The 13,388-nt window shown below is 68.5% G+C and carries 16 protein-coding genes; 11 read left to right on the top strand and 5 right to left on the bottom strand.

The window, feature by feature from the left end:
- Nucleotides 1–13 precede the first annotated feature (13 nt).
- The gene (locus tag I7S92_RS00450; protein ID WP_197641505.1) at nt 14–1,612 is read right to left on the bottom strand and encodes a L,D-transpeptidase family protein; all 1,599 of its coding nucleotides are present in this window, start codon (nt 1,610–1,612) and stop codon (nt 14–16) included.
- Nucleotides 1,613–1,945: 333 nt separating this feature from the next.
- On the opposite strand from I7S92_RS00450, the gene mepK reads away from it, so the two are divergent.
- Complete coding sequence (mepK, locus tag I7S92_RS00445) at nt 1,946–2,515, top strand: peptidoglycan L,D-endopeptidase MepK (protein WP_197641504.1); 570 nt, start codon at nt 1,946–1,948, stop codon at nt 2,513–2,515.
- A 133-nt stretch (nt 2,516–2,648) separates the two neighbouring features.
- On the opposite strand, the gene I7S92_RS00440 is transcribed toward mepK, so the two are convergent.
- A complete protein-coding gene (locus tag I7S92_RS00440; protein ID WP_197641503.1) occupies nt 2,649–3,395 on the bottom strand; it encodes an RlmE family RNA methyltransferase in 747 nt (248 codons plus the stop codon).
- Nucleotides 3,392–4,546: a Ppx/GppA phosphatase family protein gene (locus I7S92_RS00435; RefSeq protein WP_197641502.1), complete on the bottom strand. Its 1,155-nt coding sequence runs from the start codon at nt 4,544–4,546 to the stop codon at nt 3,392–3,394. The genes I7S92_RS00440 and I7S92_RS00435 overlap by 4 nt, the downstream gene beginning before the upstream one ends.
- Before the next feature lie 276 nt (nt 4,547–4,822).
- On the opposite strand from I7S92_RS00435, the gene I7S92_RS00430 reads away from it, so the two are divergent.
- From I7S92_RS00430 to I7S92_RS00415, 4 genes are all read left to right on the top strand, one after another.
- Nucleotides 4,823–5,125: a virulence factor gene (locus tag I7S92_RS00430; protein WP_197641501.1), complete on the top strand. Its 303-nt coding sequence runs from the start codon at nt 4,823–4,825 to the stop codon at nt 5,123–5,125.
- Between the two features lie 28 nt (nt 5,126–5,153).
- Entirely contained in the window at nt 5,154–6,071 is a 918-nt protein-coding gene (locus I7S92_RS00425; RefSeq protein ID WP_197641776.1) for a methylenetetrahydrofolate reductase, read from the top strand.
- 15 nt (nt 6,072–6,086) lie between these two features.
- Nucleotides 6,087–7,067 carry a methyltetrahydrofolate cobalamin methyltransferase gene (locus I7S92_RS00420; RefSeq protein WP_197641500.1) on the top strand — a complete coding sequence of 327 codons (981 nt, stop codon included), beginning with the start codon at nt 6,087–6,089 and terminating at the stop codon, nt 7,065–7,067.
- Between the two features lie 286 nt (nt 7,068–7,353).
- On the top strand, nt 7,354–8,052 hold the full coding sequence (locus I7S92_RS00415; RefSeq protein WP_197641499.1) for an eCIS core domain-containing protein: 699 nt from the start codon (nt 7,354–7,356) through the stop codon (nt 8,050–8,052).
- A gap of 58 nt (nt 8,053–8,110) precedes the next feature.
- Here I7S92_RS00415 and I7S92_RS00410 read toward each other — a convergent pair whose 3' ends face one another.
- Nucleotides 8,111–8,836 (bottom strand): GNAT family N-acetyltransferase, encoded by a 726-nt coding sequence (locus tag I7S92_RS00410; protein ID WP_354001285.1) that lies wholly within the window; start codon nt 8,834–8,836, stop codon nt 8,111–8,113.
- Nucleotides 8,837–8,886: 50 nt separating this feature from the next.
- On the opposite strand from I7S92_RS00410, the gene msrB reads away from it, so the two are divergent.
- Nucleotides 8,887–9,279 carry a peptide-methionine (R)-S-oxide reductase MsrB gene (gene msrB / locus I7S92_RS00405; RefSeq protein WP_197641498.1) on the top strand — a complete coding sequence of 131 codons (393 nt, stop codon included), beginning with the start codon at nt 8,887–8,889 and terminating at the stop codon, nt 9,277–9,279.
- Here the strand turns inward: msrB and I7S92_RS00400 are convergent, their stop codons facing one another.
- Nucleotides 9,280–9,765 carry an outer membrane protein assembly factor BamE gene (locus tag I7S92_RS00400; RefSeq protein ID WP_197641497.1) on the bottom strand — a complete coding sequence of 162 codons (486 nt, stop codon included), beginning with the start codon at nt 9,763–9,765 and terminating at the stop codon, nt 9,280–9,282.
- 162 nt (nt 9,766–9,927) lie between these two features.
- Here I7S92_RS00400 and I7S92_RS00395 point away from each other — a divergent pair, with 162 nt between their 5' ends.
- The 5 genes from I7S92_RS00395 (at nt 9,928) to ihfA (ending at nt 13,375) form a co-directional block, all read left to right on the top strand.
- A complete protein-coding gene (locus I7S92_RS00395) occupies nt 9,928–10,497 on the top strand; it encodes a YceD family protein (protein WP_197641496.1) in 570 nt (189 codons plus the stop codon).
- A gap of 165 nt (nt 10,498–10,662) precedes the next feature.
- Complete coding sequence (rpmF, locus tag I7S92_RS00390) at nt 10,663–10,869, top strand: 50S ribosomal protein L32 (RefSeq protein ID WP_197641495.1); 207 nt, start codon at nt 10,663–10,665, stop codon at nt 10,867–10,869.
- A 23-nt stretch (nt 10,870–10,892) separates the two neighbouring features.
- Complete coding sequence (plsX, locus tag I7S92_RS00385; protein WP_197641494.1) at nt 10,893–12,014, top strand: phosphate acyltransferase PlsX; 1,122 nt, start codon at nt 10,893–10,895, stop codon at nt 12,012–12,014.
- Nucleotides 12,011–12,982 carry a beta-ketoacyl-ACP synthase III gene (locus I7S92_RS00380; RefSeq protein WP_197641493.1) on the top strand — a complete coding sequence of 324 codons (972 nt, stop codon included), beginning with the start codon at nt 12,011–12,013 and terminating at the stop codon, nt 12,980–12,982. The genes plsX and I7S92_RS00380 overlap by 4 nt, the downstream gene beginning before the upstream one ends.
- Before the next feature lie 45 nt (nt 12,983–13,027).
- Nucleotides 13,028–13,375 (top strand): integration host factor subunit alpha, encoded by a 348-nt coding sequence (gene ihfA / locus I7S92_RS00375; protein WP_354001292.1) that lies wholly within the window; start codon nt 13,028–13,030, stop codon nt 13,373–13,375.
- Nucleotides 13,376–13,388 lie beyond the last annotated feature (13 nt).

The following is a 13,388-nucleotide window of genomic DNA, read 5'->3' as shown; positions in this document are numbered from 1 at the left end:
CATCCCTCCAGAATTACCCCCGAACGCCCGGCAGTTCCACCCCGGCGGCCTCCAGCGCCTCCCACAGCGCCGCATCCCGCCCATAGACGTCGCGCCGCCAGGTCATCCGGCCCTTCGCATCCGGATAGGCGGTGAAATAGACCAGATGCACCGGCAGGTGCCGGTTCAGCTTCACCGTCGTCTCGCGCCCGGTCTTGAGCGCGGTCTCGAACTCGCCCTCGGCATCGTCGGTCTGCCAGGACAGAAGCTCATGCGCCAGGTCGAAGGGATCGGCGACGCGGATGCAGCCGTGGCTGTAGGCCCGCACCTCCTTGTCGAACAGCGACTTGGACGGCGTGTCGTGCAGATAGATGTTGTAGGGGTTCGGGAACATGAACTTCACCTTCCCCAGCGCATTGTCGTCCGAGGGCGGCTGGCGCAGCGCGTAAGGAAAACTCCGCGCCGTATAGGCGCCGAAATTGACCGAGCCGCGCGGCACCACCCGGCCCCGCCGGTCCACCACCTGCAGATGCCCCACCGCATTGGGGTTCTTCTGCAAAAGCGGCAGGTATTCCTTGACGATGATCGACCGCGGCACCCCCCAGGAGGGGTTGATCACCATATGCTCCATCTCGTCCGAGAATTCCGGGCTGCGCTGGTCGGGCATGTTCTTGCCGATCACCACCCGGGTTTCAAAGATGGTCCGGCCCTGGTCCACGATCCGGGCCTTGAAATCCGGCAGGTTCACCCAGACATGGCGCACCCTGCGGTCGATATGCATCCAGCGTTCCCGCTCCAGCGCGACGACGACCGATTGCAGCCGCTCCTCCGGCGTCCGGTTCAGTTCGGCGATCGTGCCCTCGCCCAGCCGGCCGTCGGCCACCAGCCCGTTGTCCAGCTGGACCCGTTGCACCGCCGCCTGCAGCCCCGCGTCATAGCTGGCCGAGGCCGTGGCCCGCAGATAGCCCAGCCGCACCAGACGGTCGCGCAACGCCACCACCTCGGGCCCGGTCGCCCCCGGCTCCAGCGGGGTGAGGGCAAGCGGCTCGCCCCAGCCGCCCGCCGCGATCACCGCCTCGAGGTCGAGCTTCGCCTTCATCAGCTGCACATAGACCGCCGAGCTCGGGACCAGCGCCGCCAGCACCGCCTCCGGCTCGCCCGTCGCGATCCGGGACAGCAGGACCTGCGGATCGGGCCGCAGGATCTCGCGCAGGATGCCGCCGTCCACCTTCTTCGGCTCCAGCGCGCCCGCGGTCAGGTCGCCCGCCCAGGCCAGATAGGCCCGCGTCATCTGCACCTCGATCCGGCCGCGGTCGCCCTCGGTCGCGGCCGTGGCCAGCGCCGCCCGGATCGCCTCGGCGTCATAGCGCGCGCGCGGCAGCCCGTGCAGATCGGCCGTGGCCAGAGCCGCCAGCAGCGCCGCCCGCCGCGCCGCATCTTCCGGCCCCGTCCACAGCGTGCGGTAGCCCGTCGTCCGGTACCAGTCTGCGACCGCCGGCTCGGCCGAGGCGGTGGCCGCCAGCGATTGCGTGAAGGCCGAGGTCTGGGCCCCGGCTCCCGGCGGGACCAGCAACAGCGCAAGCGACAAGAGGGCGGACCGGACATTCGTCCCGGACACGACGCAGACAGACATTAAGCCCCCATTCCAGATACTTGGGTCTTTTCTTCATCTAATCGTGAAAGCCGCGTGACTGTCCATTCACAAACCCGTCTGCCCCCGGCCACCAGGGCTCATTGTCGTCGTTTGCGTGACAGTCCGGCGAAAAGCGGTGCATCGAAGCCACAGTCGGCAAGGATCCACCGCGTTCAGCAAATATTTGCCGATTCACCCGCAGGTTCGGAACCGGACGGCAAACGGCGCTTGGGCTTCGATTCGACTTGTGCAATAAAGTGGCGGCACTTGGGGATAAGTGGCACGAGAGCTGCACTAAGGCAGTCCAGGACAGCTACGGGGACAGGCGTTAGAATGACGGAAAACAAGCTTATCGGCGTCTCGCGGCGCGGCCTTCTTGGTGCGTTCGCGGCGACAGCGGTCGTGGCGGCACCGACCTACTCCAGCGCCTTCGGGCTTCTGAAAGGCGCCGGCGACATCCGGAAGATCCGCATGTATTCCGGCCGCACCGGGGAAAGCATCGACACGATCTACTGGATCGAGGGTGAGTACATCCCGGAAGTGATGAAGGAAATCAATCACTTCATGCGCGACTGGCGCACCGACGACGTGGTCGGAATGGACATGCGCACGCTGGACATCATGGCCGCTTCGCACCGGCTGATGGACGTGGGCGAACCCTACATGCTCCTCTCCGGCTATCGCAGCCCCAAGACCAATGCCATGCTGCGCTCGAAATCCGGCGGCGTGGCGCGCAACTCGCTGCACATGAAGGGCCAGGCGGCCGACCTGAGGCTCAAGTCGCGCTCGGTCGGGCAGATGGCCAAGGCGGCGGCGGCCTGCGCCTCGGGCGGCGTCGGGAAATATTCGCGCTCGAACTTCGTCCACATGGATTGCGGCCCGGTCCGCAGCTGGGGCGGCTGAGACATTTCGAACCTACCTGAAACAGGGCGCCTTCGGGCGCCTTTTTCATGCGACGTCCACCGATCCGCTCGTCGATGACTTCGTCACTCCTCGCTGGCCCTCCGACGAGAAGACGAAGTCGCACGAGGAGGCGTTACTCCGCTTCGTCCTGAAGCCCCGCCCCGCCCTCGATCTCGCGCCCGCGATAGCCCATCGCCACCACGAATTTCTCCGAACTGTCCGACCGGCTCGCCGGCGGCTTCACATTCGCCACCTTGCGGAAATTCCGCTTCAGCATCGCCTGCATCTCGTTCTCGGCGCCCCCCGCCAGCACCTTGGCGACGAAGGTTCCGCCATCCTCCAGCACGTCGAAGGCAAAGGCCAGCGCCGCCTCGACCAGGGCCACGATCCGCAGATGGTCGGTCGCCTTGTGCCCCGACGAGGCCGCCGCCATGTCCGACATCACCACGTCGGCCCGCCCCCCGAGCCAGGACTTCACCTTCTCGTCGGCATCGTCGGACAGGAAGTCCAGCTGGTGGATCTCCGCCCCGGCGATCGGCTCCACCTCCTGCAGGTCCACCCCCAGCACCCGGCCCACCGGCTTCTTCGGGTTCTGCCCCAGGGCATTGACCCGCACCACCGCCACCTGGCACCAGCCGCCGGGCGCGCACCCCAGGTCCACCACCCGCGCGCCGGGCTTCAGGAACCCGTACTTGTCGTCCAGCTCCAGGATCTTGTAGGCCGCCCGGCCGCGATAGCCCTCGCGCCTGGCCTTCTGCACGTAAGGATCGTTCAGCTGCCGCTCCAGCCACAGCGTCGACGACAGCTTGCGCCCCTTGGCGGTCTTGACCCGCACCCGCAGCTCGCGCTGCCCGCGCCCCGAATTCGGCTTGTCATTCATCTGTAGGGCCCGTCCGCCAGCACGCCATCCGCGCTCATCTGCGCGTAGAGAAGCCCCTCCCTAAGCCCCCGGTCGGCAACCGACAAGCGGTCCGTGGGCCAGATCCGCATCAAGGCCTGCAGGATCGCCGCGCCCGACATGATCAGCGCATGGCGGTCGCGCCCGATCCGCGGATCGCTCAGCCGCCCCTCTGGCCCCAGCGCCAGATATTCCCGGATCACCAGGTCGATCTGGTCGCTGGTCATCTGCAGCCCATCCACCTTGGTCCGGTCATAGCGTTTCAGGTTCAGGAACGAGGCCGCCACCGTCGTCACCGTGCCGGAGGTGCCGATGATCTGGAACCCCTCGCGCGGATTGTCCGAGTTGTAGGGGCTGAAACTGGCCAGGTTCTCCTCGAAGAACCAGCTCATCAGCGCAAAGCGCGCCGCGTCGTCGTCCACGTCGATGAACTGGTCCTTCAGCGTCGCCACCCCCAGCGGCACCGAGATCCAGTCCACCACCCGCGCGGCCGGGCCGTCGCCCTGCGCATCGAACCCCATGTGCAGCCGCATGATCGCCTTCGCCCGGTCCGCAGCCAGCACCGCCGACAGGTCGATCCACACCAGCTCGGTCGAGCCGCCGCCGATGTCCACCACCAGAAGCTGCTCGGTCGAGGGGCTGACCAGCGGCGCGCAGGAGATCACCGCCAGCCGCGCCTCTTCCTCGGGGGTGATGATCTCCAGCGCCAGCCCGGTCTCGCGCCGGACCTGGCGGATGAAGTCGCGGGCGTTGCGCGCCCTCCGGCAGGCTTCGGTCGCGACCAGCCGCATCCGGCCGACCCCGTTCTTGATCAGCTTCTTCTCGCAGATCCGCAGCGCCTGGATCGTCCGCCCCATCGACGGCCGCGACAGCCGCCCCGTCGCCTCGAGCCCCACGCCCAGCTGCACGGTCTTGGAAAAGCTGTCGACGATCGAGAACTGACTGCCCATCGGTTGGGCAATCAGCATCCGGCACGAGTTTGTGCCAAGGTCCAGCGCCGCGTAAAGCGGTGCCGACCCTGGGTCGGGAAGGGCCGACGGGCCATCGGCGCGGGAAACAGGTGCCGGAGTCACCCCGACCGTCTCGACCTGCGCGTCAGTCGCGTCCGCCCTACGGGGACGCACGGGCGTCATGACCGCCCTCCATATGTGGTTGTGGGAAAGGTAGTCGCGAACCGGCAAGGGCGCAAGTGGCCTGTCCGCAGCGTTGCCGGGGCGGTCCTGCCCCTTTCATCATCTGCATGAAGATTTTTCCGGCCCCCGGCCCATCGCGCCCCTTCCCAAGTCCTCCTGATCGCGACAAGTTGACAGGGGTCGCTTACATCCTTCGCCATGTCGAAAACCGACACTGACTGTCGGGACCGCGCGACTATCAACTGGGGGCACAGCAGCCAAGGGGAATCAGCGGAAATGGCCGAAATCACCGTCGTCTACTGGCGCGACATTCCGGCCCAGGTCATCGTCGGCAAGGGCCGGCGCGGATCGAAGGTCCAGCTCCCCGAACGCTTCGAACAGGCCATCGACCGCTGCGCCATGAAGGTCGGCGCGCGCGACACCGATGCCTATCTCGCCGAATGGCGCAAAGCCGTGGTGGCCGAGGAGGAGGGCGATCCCGACGCCCTCGCCGCCGCCCATGCCGCCCGCCTCGAGGCCGAGTTCGACACCCCGCGCCTCAAGGCGCTGATCGACGCCGAAGGCTGGGCCAAGGCCTGAGCCCATCATGACCATCAAGGAGACCGTCATGGCCCTGTTCAACTTCCGCCGCAAGGACGACGCCCCCGCCACCGGCCAGCCGCTCGAGGGCTTCCTCAAGGGCTATTCGATCGAGGTCATGCCGCGCACCGCCGAAAAGGTGGAAAGCTTCCGCGACATCCTTCCCCTCGGCACCCGCGTCTACATCGCCCATATCGACGGCACCCCGGTCGAGGAGATGATCGCCACCGCCAAGCGCATCGGGGCCGAAGGCTTCGACGTGATGCCGCATTTCCCCGCGCGCATCATCAAGGACAAGGCCACGCTTCTGGACTGGGTCGCGCGCTACCGCGACGTCGGCGTCGAACAGGCCCTGCTCCTCGCCGGCGGCGTCACCACCCCGGCGGGAGAGTTCAGCACCTCGATGCAACTCCTCGACTCCGGGGCCTTCACCGGCTTCAAGCGCCTGCATGTCGCCGGCCACCCGGAAGGCAACAAGGACATCGACCCCGATGGGTCGGACAAGATGGTCATGGAAGCCGCCCGCTGGAAATCGGCGTTCAGCGAGCGGACCGACGCGCAGATGGCGATGGCCACCCAGTTCTGCTTCGAGGCCCAGCCGGTGATCGACTGGGTCAACCGCCTCCAGGCCGAGGGGATCAAGCTTCCGGTCCATATCGGCATCGCCGGCCCGGCCAAGCTGCAGACCCTGATTAAGTTCGCCATCGCCTGCGGCGTGGGGCCAAGCCTCCGCGTGCTGCAGAAGCGCGCGATGGACGTGACCAAGCTCCTCCTGCCCTACGAGCCGACCGAAGTGCTGGAAGGCCTCGCCGCCCACAAGGCCGCGAACCCCAGTTTCGGCATCGAGCAGGTCCATTTCTTCCCCCTCGGCGGCATCAAGACCAACGCCCAGTGGGTCACCGAGAACGGCGGCGCCTCGGGCGTTCCCGCCAGCGCAACCGCCTGAGAACAAGGTTTAAGAATGACTCGCACTGTCGTTGAATCCAAAACGAAAACCGTCATCATCGGCTTTGACGAGCCCTTCTGCGTGATCGGCGAACGCATCAACCCGACCGGCCGCAAGAAACTCGCCGCCGAGCTTGAGGCCGGCAACTTCGAGACCGTCATCAAGGACGCCCTCGAACAGGTCGCCTGCGGCGCCACCGTCCTCGACATCAACTCGGGCGCGGTCTTCACCAACATGATGGCCAAGGACCCGCGCTACGCCGACAACAACTTCGTCGAGCCGCCCTTGATGAAGCAGCTGATCGAGATCGTGCAGGGCGTGACCGACGTGCCGCTCTGCATCGACTCGTCGGTCCCCGGCGCGCTGGAGGCGGGCCTCCAGGCCTGCGAAGGCCGCCCGCTCCTGAACTCGGTGACGGGCGAGGAGGAACGCCTCGAACTCGTCCTGCCGCTGGTCAAGAAATACAACGTCCCGGTCGTCGCCATCTCGAACGACGACACCGGCATCTCGCCCGACCCGGACGTCCGCTTCGCGGTGGCGAAGAAGATCGTCCAGCGCGCCGCCGATTTCGGCATCCCCGCGCATGACATCGTCGTCGACCCGCTGGTGATGCCCGTCGGCGCCATGGCCTCCGCCGGCCAGCAGGTCTTCGCCCTCGTCCGCCGCCTGCGCGAGGAACTGGGCGTCAACACCACCTGCGGCGCCTCGAACATCAGTTTCGGCCTGCCGCATCGCCACGGCATCAACGGCGCCTTCCTGCCGATGGCCATCGGCGCGGGCATGACCTCGGCGATCATGAACCCCGTCCGCCAGCAGGAGATGGAGGCGATCCGCGCCGCCAACTTCCTGATGAACCACGACGCGAACGGCGGCGAATGGATCCGCTTCGCCAAGGTGCTGGAGACGGTGGAAACCGGCATGAGCTTCGCCGAAGCCTCCGCCGCCGCCGCGCAAGCCGCCGGTGGCCGCCGCGGCGGCCGTCGCGGCCGGGCCTGAACCCGCAGGGTGGGTGCAATCACCCACCCTACCCCACCGTCCCCCGACCAACCGGGCGGAACCGGCCTCACCCGCCTGCCCCCGAACTTGCTCTTTTCATAAATACTCCCGCCGGAGGCTCCCCCGCTCCCCACCCGCCGCGACGTTCCCGGACCCCGGCGTAGGGTGGGTGATTCACCCACCGTTCCCGCCGCGCCGGCCTTCACCTTTGCGACAGCCCCGCCGCGCGCGGGTTGAACCGCGGGGGCCTCCCTGCCACCCTCCTGCGCGACTCCAGGAGGTGCGGATGAGACTTTCCCTTGTCGCGACCTTGTGGCTGGCCGGCCTCGTCCCGGCCGGCGCGCAGGGCATCGGCGCCGGGCTCGGCCCGCTGGATGCCACCGGCCGCGCCGCGCTGGACACCGGCATCGACATGCTCGCCGCGACGCTGGCCAACGCGCTCCGGTCCTCGCAGGACCAGGCCCGGCAGGCGGGAACCCTTCCGATCCCGCCGCAGATCCGCGCCGCCCTCCTGACCTGGTATCCGGCGGAGCTTCTGCAGGGCATCGACTATCGCGTCGGGGCCGGCGAGGATCCGACCCTGCAATCCTGGTCGATCCGCTACGGCGACGCCGTGGCCGTCACCACCATCGACACGATCACCTTCGCCGATGCCTTCGACGCGACGAACAACGTCGCGCTCTGGGCGCATGAGGTGAAGCACGTCGAGCAGTTCCGCCGCTGGGGCGTCATGGACTTCGCCCGCCGCTATGTCCGCGACCATCCCGCCGTCGAGCGCGAGGCCCTTGCCGCCGCCGAGGCCTTCCGCGCCGCCTATGACGCCGGGGCCTGGCGCGGGGCCCCGGCGACCAACATCCCGGCCACCGGCACCGCCCTGGTCTGCGCGACCCCGGAAGGCGCCTGCGTCATGGGCTCTGCCCTGGCACCCGGCAAATCCTGCTACTGCCCCTCGGATCGCGGCCGGGTTCCCGGCCTGTCGCAATAGGGAAGGTCACATCAACTCCAACGCCGAACCCATTGGCGCAGCTCTCGGAATCAACCCACTACCCCGCCACCGACCTCAGCGAGGCCGCCCGCGCGGGCGGCACCCGGTCCACCTCGACGCAGGTCAGGACATGCAGCGTGTCCAGTTCGCGGTCCGCCACCGCATGGTCGCTGACCCAGCCCCCCATCCCCAGATAGGTCCGCAACAGCGGCGGCAACCCGGCCAGCGCGGCCCTGCGCTCTCCCGGCGGCCCGGCCAGCGCCGGATAGTCCACCACCTCCGCCGCCTTCCGCCCCGGCAGATGCTCCTGCGGCCCGATGAACTCGGCCGCCAGCAGCGCCAGCGCCGCCCGATGCGCCTCCCAGCCCGCCCCCCGGAACGAGGTGCAGCCCAGGATCAGCCCCGCCTGCCCCTCGTCCACGATCCGCGTCATCGCCCCCCAGGCCAGCCGCAGCACATCCGGGTGCACCCCGCCCGGCGCCACGCAGAATCGCCCCATCTCGGCGATGGGCCGGGCATAGCCCGAAAGCGGTGCGAGATCGTAGAACCGCGCCGCATAGCCCTGCCCGAGGCCCGCGCCCCAGCCGAACAGCATCACCCGGAAATAGCCGAGCAGCCGCCCGCCGCCCTCGACCATCAGATGCGCCGAGAGCGCGTCCTGCGTGTCCTCCTCCACGCCCGAGGCGCGCGGAAAGGCCGCCCGGCGCAGGTCCATCACCCGCGCCATGTCGGCCGGCCCCTCGGCCAGCCGCGCCACCATCCCGCCTGTCCGGATCGGCTCCACCCTTTTCCCCCGCGCCCGACGCGCCTAGATTACCCTGAAAGGAGACCCGTATGGAAAAGATCGTCAAGACCGATGCCGAATGGCAGGCCGAACTGTCCGACCTCGCCTACAGGGTGACGCGCCAGCACGGCACCGAACGCGCCTTCACCCAGGACAATTTCCCCAAGGGCCCCGGCACCTTCCGCTGCGTCTGCTGCGATGCGCCCCTGTTCGACGCGGCCACCAAATACGACAGCGGCTCGGGCTGGCCCAGCTTCTACGCGCCCCTCGATCCCGAACGGGTGGGCGAGCAGTCCGACACCAGCCACTTCATGCGCCGCACCGAGGTGCATTGCGCCCGCTGCGAGGCGCATCTGGGCCATGTCTTCCCCGACGGCCCCGCCCCCACCGGCCTGCGCTACTGCGTCAACGGCGTGGCGCTGCGCTTCGAGCCCGAGGCCTGATCACTCCTGCAGCATGCCCGGATTGAACTGGCCGATGTTGCCCAGAAGCTGCTGGATCAGGTTCAGGCCCTTGACGTTGGTCTCGGTCACCCGGCGCGAGATCTCGACGACCTTGCCGTCCTCCAGCCCGAAGCGGCCGATGTTCTCGACCACGCCGGCCTGGTTGAAGGTGATCGCCAGCACCTGGCGCTCGATCTCCTTCGGCTGGCGCGGGCCGACATGGCGATAGCGGCTCTGGACGTAGTACCAGCCCTCGTCGTTCAACAGGCCCGAGGTCGAGGGCCGGCCGATCTTCTGGCCCACGGTCTCGCGCGTGTCGCTGCCGACCACGACCTGGGCCAGCTCGTCCTCGGCCGGGACATAGCCGTGGTTGCGGATCACCGGAGAGCAGGCGGCGATCGCGACGCCAAGAACCAGCGCAAGGCCGCTCCTGCGCAGGCTTGGGCCTGCCGCCAGGACCGCGTGCGCCAACCGGATAACTGCCATGCCTGCCCTCATGCCCAATGCTGGATCGGCGGGCCGGGGCCCCTCCGAACGCGGGTTCTTCAAAACCCCTGGGCTTCGGGATAACAGATGCAGAGGCCCATGTTCAAGAATGGAACGCCGGACCTGACCCGCGCGTTGCCCCTGACCCAGACCGGATCCGCCATGACCGACAAAGAACGCCCCACCCGGCTGCGCACCGCAACCCTCAGCCCGCGCAAGCCCACCCGCTTCCGCTATGAGGCCGATGCCGGCCAACGGACCGCGCTGGCCGGGGAGCTCGGGCTTCTGGCGCTCGACCGGCTGGCGCTGGAGGGCGAGATCCGCCCCGCAGGCCGCGACGAGCTGGTGCTAGAGGCCCGGCTCCTGGCCAGCGCCACCCAGGCCTGCGTCGTGACGCTTGCCCCCGTCCCCGCCCGCCTGGACGAAACCGTGCGGCGGCGCTATGTCGCCGGCCTCGCCACGCCCGAGGGCGACGAGGTCGAGATGGCCGAGGACGACAGCCTGGACCCCCTGCCCGAGGTGATCGACCTGGCCGGGCTTGCGGCCGAGGCCCTGGCCCTCGCCCTGCCGGAATACCCCCGCGCGCCGGGGGCCGAACTCGGCGAGGCGGTCCATGCCGGGCCGGGGGTCGAGCCCCTGACCGATGCCGCGCTGAAGCCCTTCGCGGGGCTGGCCGGGCTTGCGGGCAAGCTCGCCGCCAAGCCCGGCGGCGGCCCGGAGGACGAGGCGTAGGCACCGGCGAAAAGGGGCTTGCACCGCCCCGGAATCCGAGTATGTTCCGCGCCTTATTCAAGCTGTGAAGCAGCATGCGTCGGATATTGCCCACGGGGCAGGCCAGGCTGTTGCGGAACAAAGGAAAACCGGGGCCTCCCGTCCCCACTGCCCGAAGGTTGAGACATGGCTGTCCCGCAGAACCGCACCACGAAATCCCGCCGCAACATGCGCCGCGCGCATGACGCCCTTGTTGCCGCCAACCCGAACGACTGCCCGAACTGCGGCGAGCTGAAGCGCCCGCACCACGTCTGCGCCTCCTGCGGCCACTACGATTCGCGCGAAGTCGTCTCGATGGCGCGCGAAGTGGACCTGGACGAGGACGCGGCGTAATCCACGCCCCGCGCAAAGTTCCCATGGCCACCGGACCCTCGTCTGTGTCTGCCACGGCTTCCGAGCGTGTCGTCATTTCGGTGGACGCCATGGGTGGCGACCGGGGGCCGGCGGCGGTGGTTGCCGGCCTTGTCGACTCGCTGGCCCAGCATGACCGGCTGGACGTGATCCTGCATGGCGACGAGGCGGCGCTCCGGCCGCTCTTGGATCGCCATCCCGAGCTTGCCCCCCGCATCACGCTGCGCCACGCCGAACGCGTGGTGACGATGGAGGACAAGCCCAGCCAGGTCATGCGCCACGGCCAGGGCACCTCGATGTGGTCGGCGATCGATTCCCTGCGCGAGGGCGAGGCGGCCGCCGCCGTCTCCTGCGGCAATACCGGCGCGCTGATGGCGGTGTCGATGCTGCGCCTGCGCAAGATGCCGGGGCTGAACCGCCCGGCCATCGCCAGCCTCTTTCCCACCCCGAAGCCGGGCAAGATGAACGTCATGCTCGACATGGGCGCCGACGTGAAGGCCGAGCCGGGAGACCTGCTGCAATTCGCCTTCATGGGGGCCTCCTACGCCCGCAACGGCCTCGGCCTGTCGCGTCCGCGCGTCGGCCTCCTGAACGTGGGCACCGAGGAACACAAGGGCCGGGCCGAGTTGCAGGAGGCGCACGCGCTTCTGGGCAAGCGCGCCGGGGCCGGGGATTTCGACTATGTCGGCTTCGTCGAGGGCACCGACATCCTCTCGGACCGAGTCGACGTGATCGTGACCGACGGCTTCACCGGCAATGTCGCGCTGAAGGCGATCGAGGGCACCGCCCGTCTGGTGAGCGACCTCATGCGACAGACCCTGACCAGCACGCTCATGGCCAAGCTCGGCGCGCTGATGGCGCGCGGCGCGCTGGGGCGGCTGCAACGCCGCATCGACCCGCGCCGGGTGAATGGCGGGGTGTTCCTCGGCCTCAACGGCACGGTGATCAAGTCGCATGGCTCGGCCGATTCGACCGGCATCGCAGCGGCGATCGGGCTGGCCTACCAGCTGGCCCAGGTCCGCTTTCTCGAGCGTCTGGCCGCGCGGGTTGCATCCGCCGAGGCCGCAGGGCAGGATGGCGGCCGTGTGGGTCCCGCCAACGGGACGGGGAGCAGTCCGACCGAATGACGATACGCGCCGTAGTGAAGGGCATCGGGCACTATCTTCCCGACCGCATTGTGCCGAACAGCGAATTCGAGGCGATCGTCGAGACTTCGGACGAGTGGATCCGCTCGCGCTCGGGGATCGAGCGGCGGCATTTCGCGGCCGAGGGGCAGCTGACCTCCGACCTTGCCGCCCGCGCCGCCCGCGCCGCGCTGGCCGATGCCGGGATCGCGGCCGGGGAGATCGACGCGATCATCGTCGCGACCTCGACCCCCGACCTCACCTTCCCCTCGGTCGCCACCATGGTCCAGGCCGAGCTCGGGATCACCAGGGGTTTCGCCTTCGACGTCCAGGCCGTCTGCGCCGGATTCGTCTATGCGCTGGCCAATGCCAATGCGCTGATCGTCTCGGGCCAGGCCGGCCGCATCCTCGTCATCGGGGCCGAGACCTTCAGCCGGCTGATGAACTGGCAGGACCGCACCACCTGCGTCCTGTTCGGCGACGGCGCCGGGGCCCTGGTGCTCGAGGCCGCCGAGGGTGCCGGCACGCCCGCCGACCGGGGGATCCTCTCCACCGACCTGAACTCGGACGGGCGCTTCAAGGACATCCTCTACGTCGATGGCGGCACCTCGACCGGGACCACCGGGCACCTGGTGATGGAAGGCAAGGAAGTCTTCCGTCATGCCATTGAAAAGCTTGCGCAAACCGCGCATCACGCGCTGGACAAGGCCGGGCTGACGCCCGACGATGTCGACTGGATCGTGCCGCACCAGGCCAACCTGCGCATCATCGAGGGCACGGCCAAGCGGATGCAGGTCCCGATGGAGCGCGTCGTCGTCACCGTGCAGGACCACGGCAACACCTCGGCCGCCTCGATTCCCCTCGCCCTCTCGGTCGGCAAGGCGCGCGGCCAGATCAAGCCCGGCGACCTTCTGGTGACCGAGGCGATCGGCGGCGGGTTGGCCTGGGGCTCGGTCGTCCTGCGCTGGTAGCCGCCTCTCAACCGCGCGCCGCAAGTGGTTGATATTGACTCGATAATCCATCCGGCTCAATCTCGCCAAAACAACCACGCGGGGGACGTGATGAGCGAGAAGACCTTGACCCGGATGGATCTCAGCGAAGCCGTCTTTCGCGAGGTCGGGCTCAGCCGCAACGAATCCGCCAATCTGGTGGAAAGCGTGCTGCAGCACATGTCCGACGCGCTGGCCCAGGGCGAGACGGTGAAGATCTCCTCCTTCGGGACCTTCTCGGTGCGCGCGAAATCCGCCCGCGTCGGCCGCAACCCCAAGACGGGCGAGGAAGTGCCGATCTCGCCGCGCCGGGTGCTGACCTTCCGCCCGTCGCATCTGATGAAGGACCGCGTGGCAGCGGGTGCGAAACGCTGAGGAATAGCCCGGA

This window comes from Tabrizicola soli (assembly GCF_015999335.1).
In the GTDB taxonomy this organism is placed as follows: domain Bacteria; phylum Pseudomonadota; class Alphaproteobacteria; order Rhodobacterales; family Rhodobacteraceae; genus Tabrizicola; species Tabrizicola soli.
The sequence above is the reverse complement of the archived record's forward strand: the minus strand, read 5'-3'. Positions and strand labels throughout refer to the sequence as shown.

Excerpts from the sequence above, each read along its gene's own strand:
- I7S92_RS00400 (WP_197641497.1), bottom strand. The coding sequence starts at position 9,765 with ATGGCAGTTATCCGGTTGGCGCACGCGGTCCTGGCGGCAGGCCCAAGC.
- I7S92_RS00425 (WP_197641776.1), top strand. The coding sequence starts at position 5,154 with ATGGCCCTGTTCAACTTCCGCCGCAAGGACGACGCCCCCGCCACCGGC.
- I7S92_RS00430 (WP_197641501.1), top strand. The coding sequence starts at position 4,823 with ATGGCCGAAATCACCGTCGTCTACTGGCGCGACATTCCGGCCCAGGTC.
- I7S92_RS00440 (WP_197641503.1), bottom strand. The coding sequence starts at position 3,395 with ATGAATGACAAGCCGAATTCGGGGCGCGGGCAGCGCGAGCTGCGGGTG.
- I7S92_RS00395 (WP_197641496.1), top strand. The coding sequence starts at position 9,928 with ATGACCGACAAAGAACGCCCCACCCGGCTGCGCACCGCAACCCTCAGC.
- msrB (WP_197641498.1), top strand. The coding sequence starts at position 8,887 with ATGGAAAAGATCGTCAAGACCGATGCCGAATGGCAGGCCGAACTGTCC.
- I7S92_RS00420 (WP_197641500.1), top strand. The coding sequence starts at position 6,087 with ATGACTCGCACTGTCGTTGAATCCAAAACGAAAACCGTCATCATCGGC.
- plsX (WP_197641494.1), top strand. The coding sequence starts at position 10,893 with ATGGCCACCGGACCCTCGTCTGTGTCTGCCACGGCTTCCGAGCGTGTC.
- I7S92_RS00380 (WP_197641493.1), top strand. The coding sequence starts at position 12,011 with ATGACGATACGCGCCGTAGTGAAGGGCATCGGGCACTATCTTCCCGAC.
- I7S92_RS00450 (WP_197641505.1), bottom strand. The coding sequence starts at position 1,612 with ATGTCTGTCTGCGTCGTGTCCGGGACGAATGTCCGGTCCGCCCTCTTG.
- rpmF (WP_197641495.1), top strand. The coding sequence starts at position 10,663 with ATGGCTGTCCCGCAGAACCGCACCACGAAATCCCGCCGCAACATGCGC.
- I7S92_RS00415 (WP_197641499.1), top strand. The coding sequence starts at position 7,354 with ATGAGACTTTCCCTTGTCGCGACCTTGTGGCTGGCCGGCCTCGTCCCG.
- mepK (WP_197641504.1), top strand. The coding sequence starts at position 1,946 with ATGACGGAAAACAAGCTTATCGGCGTCTCGCGGCGCGGCCTTCTTGGT.
- I7S92_RS00435 (WP_197641502.1), bottom strand. The coding sequence starts at position 4,546 with ATGACGCCCGTGCGTCCCCGTAGGGCGGACGCGACTGACGCGCAGGTC.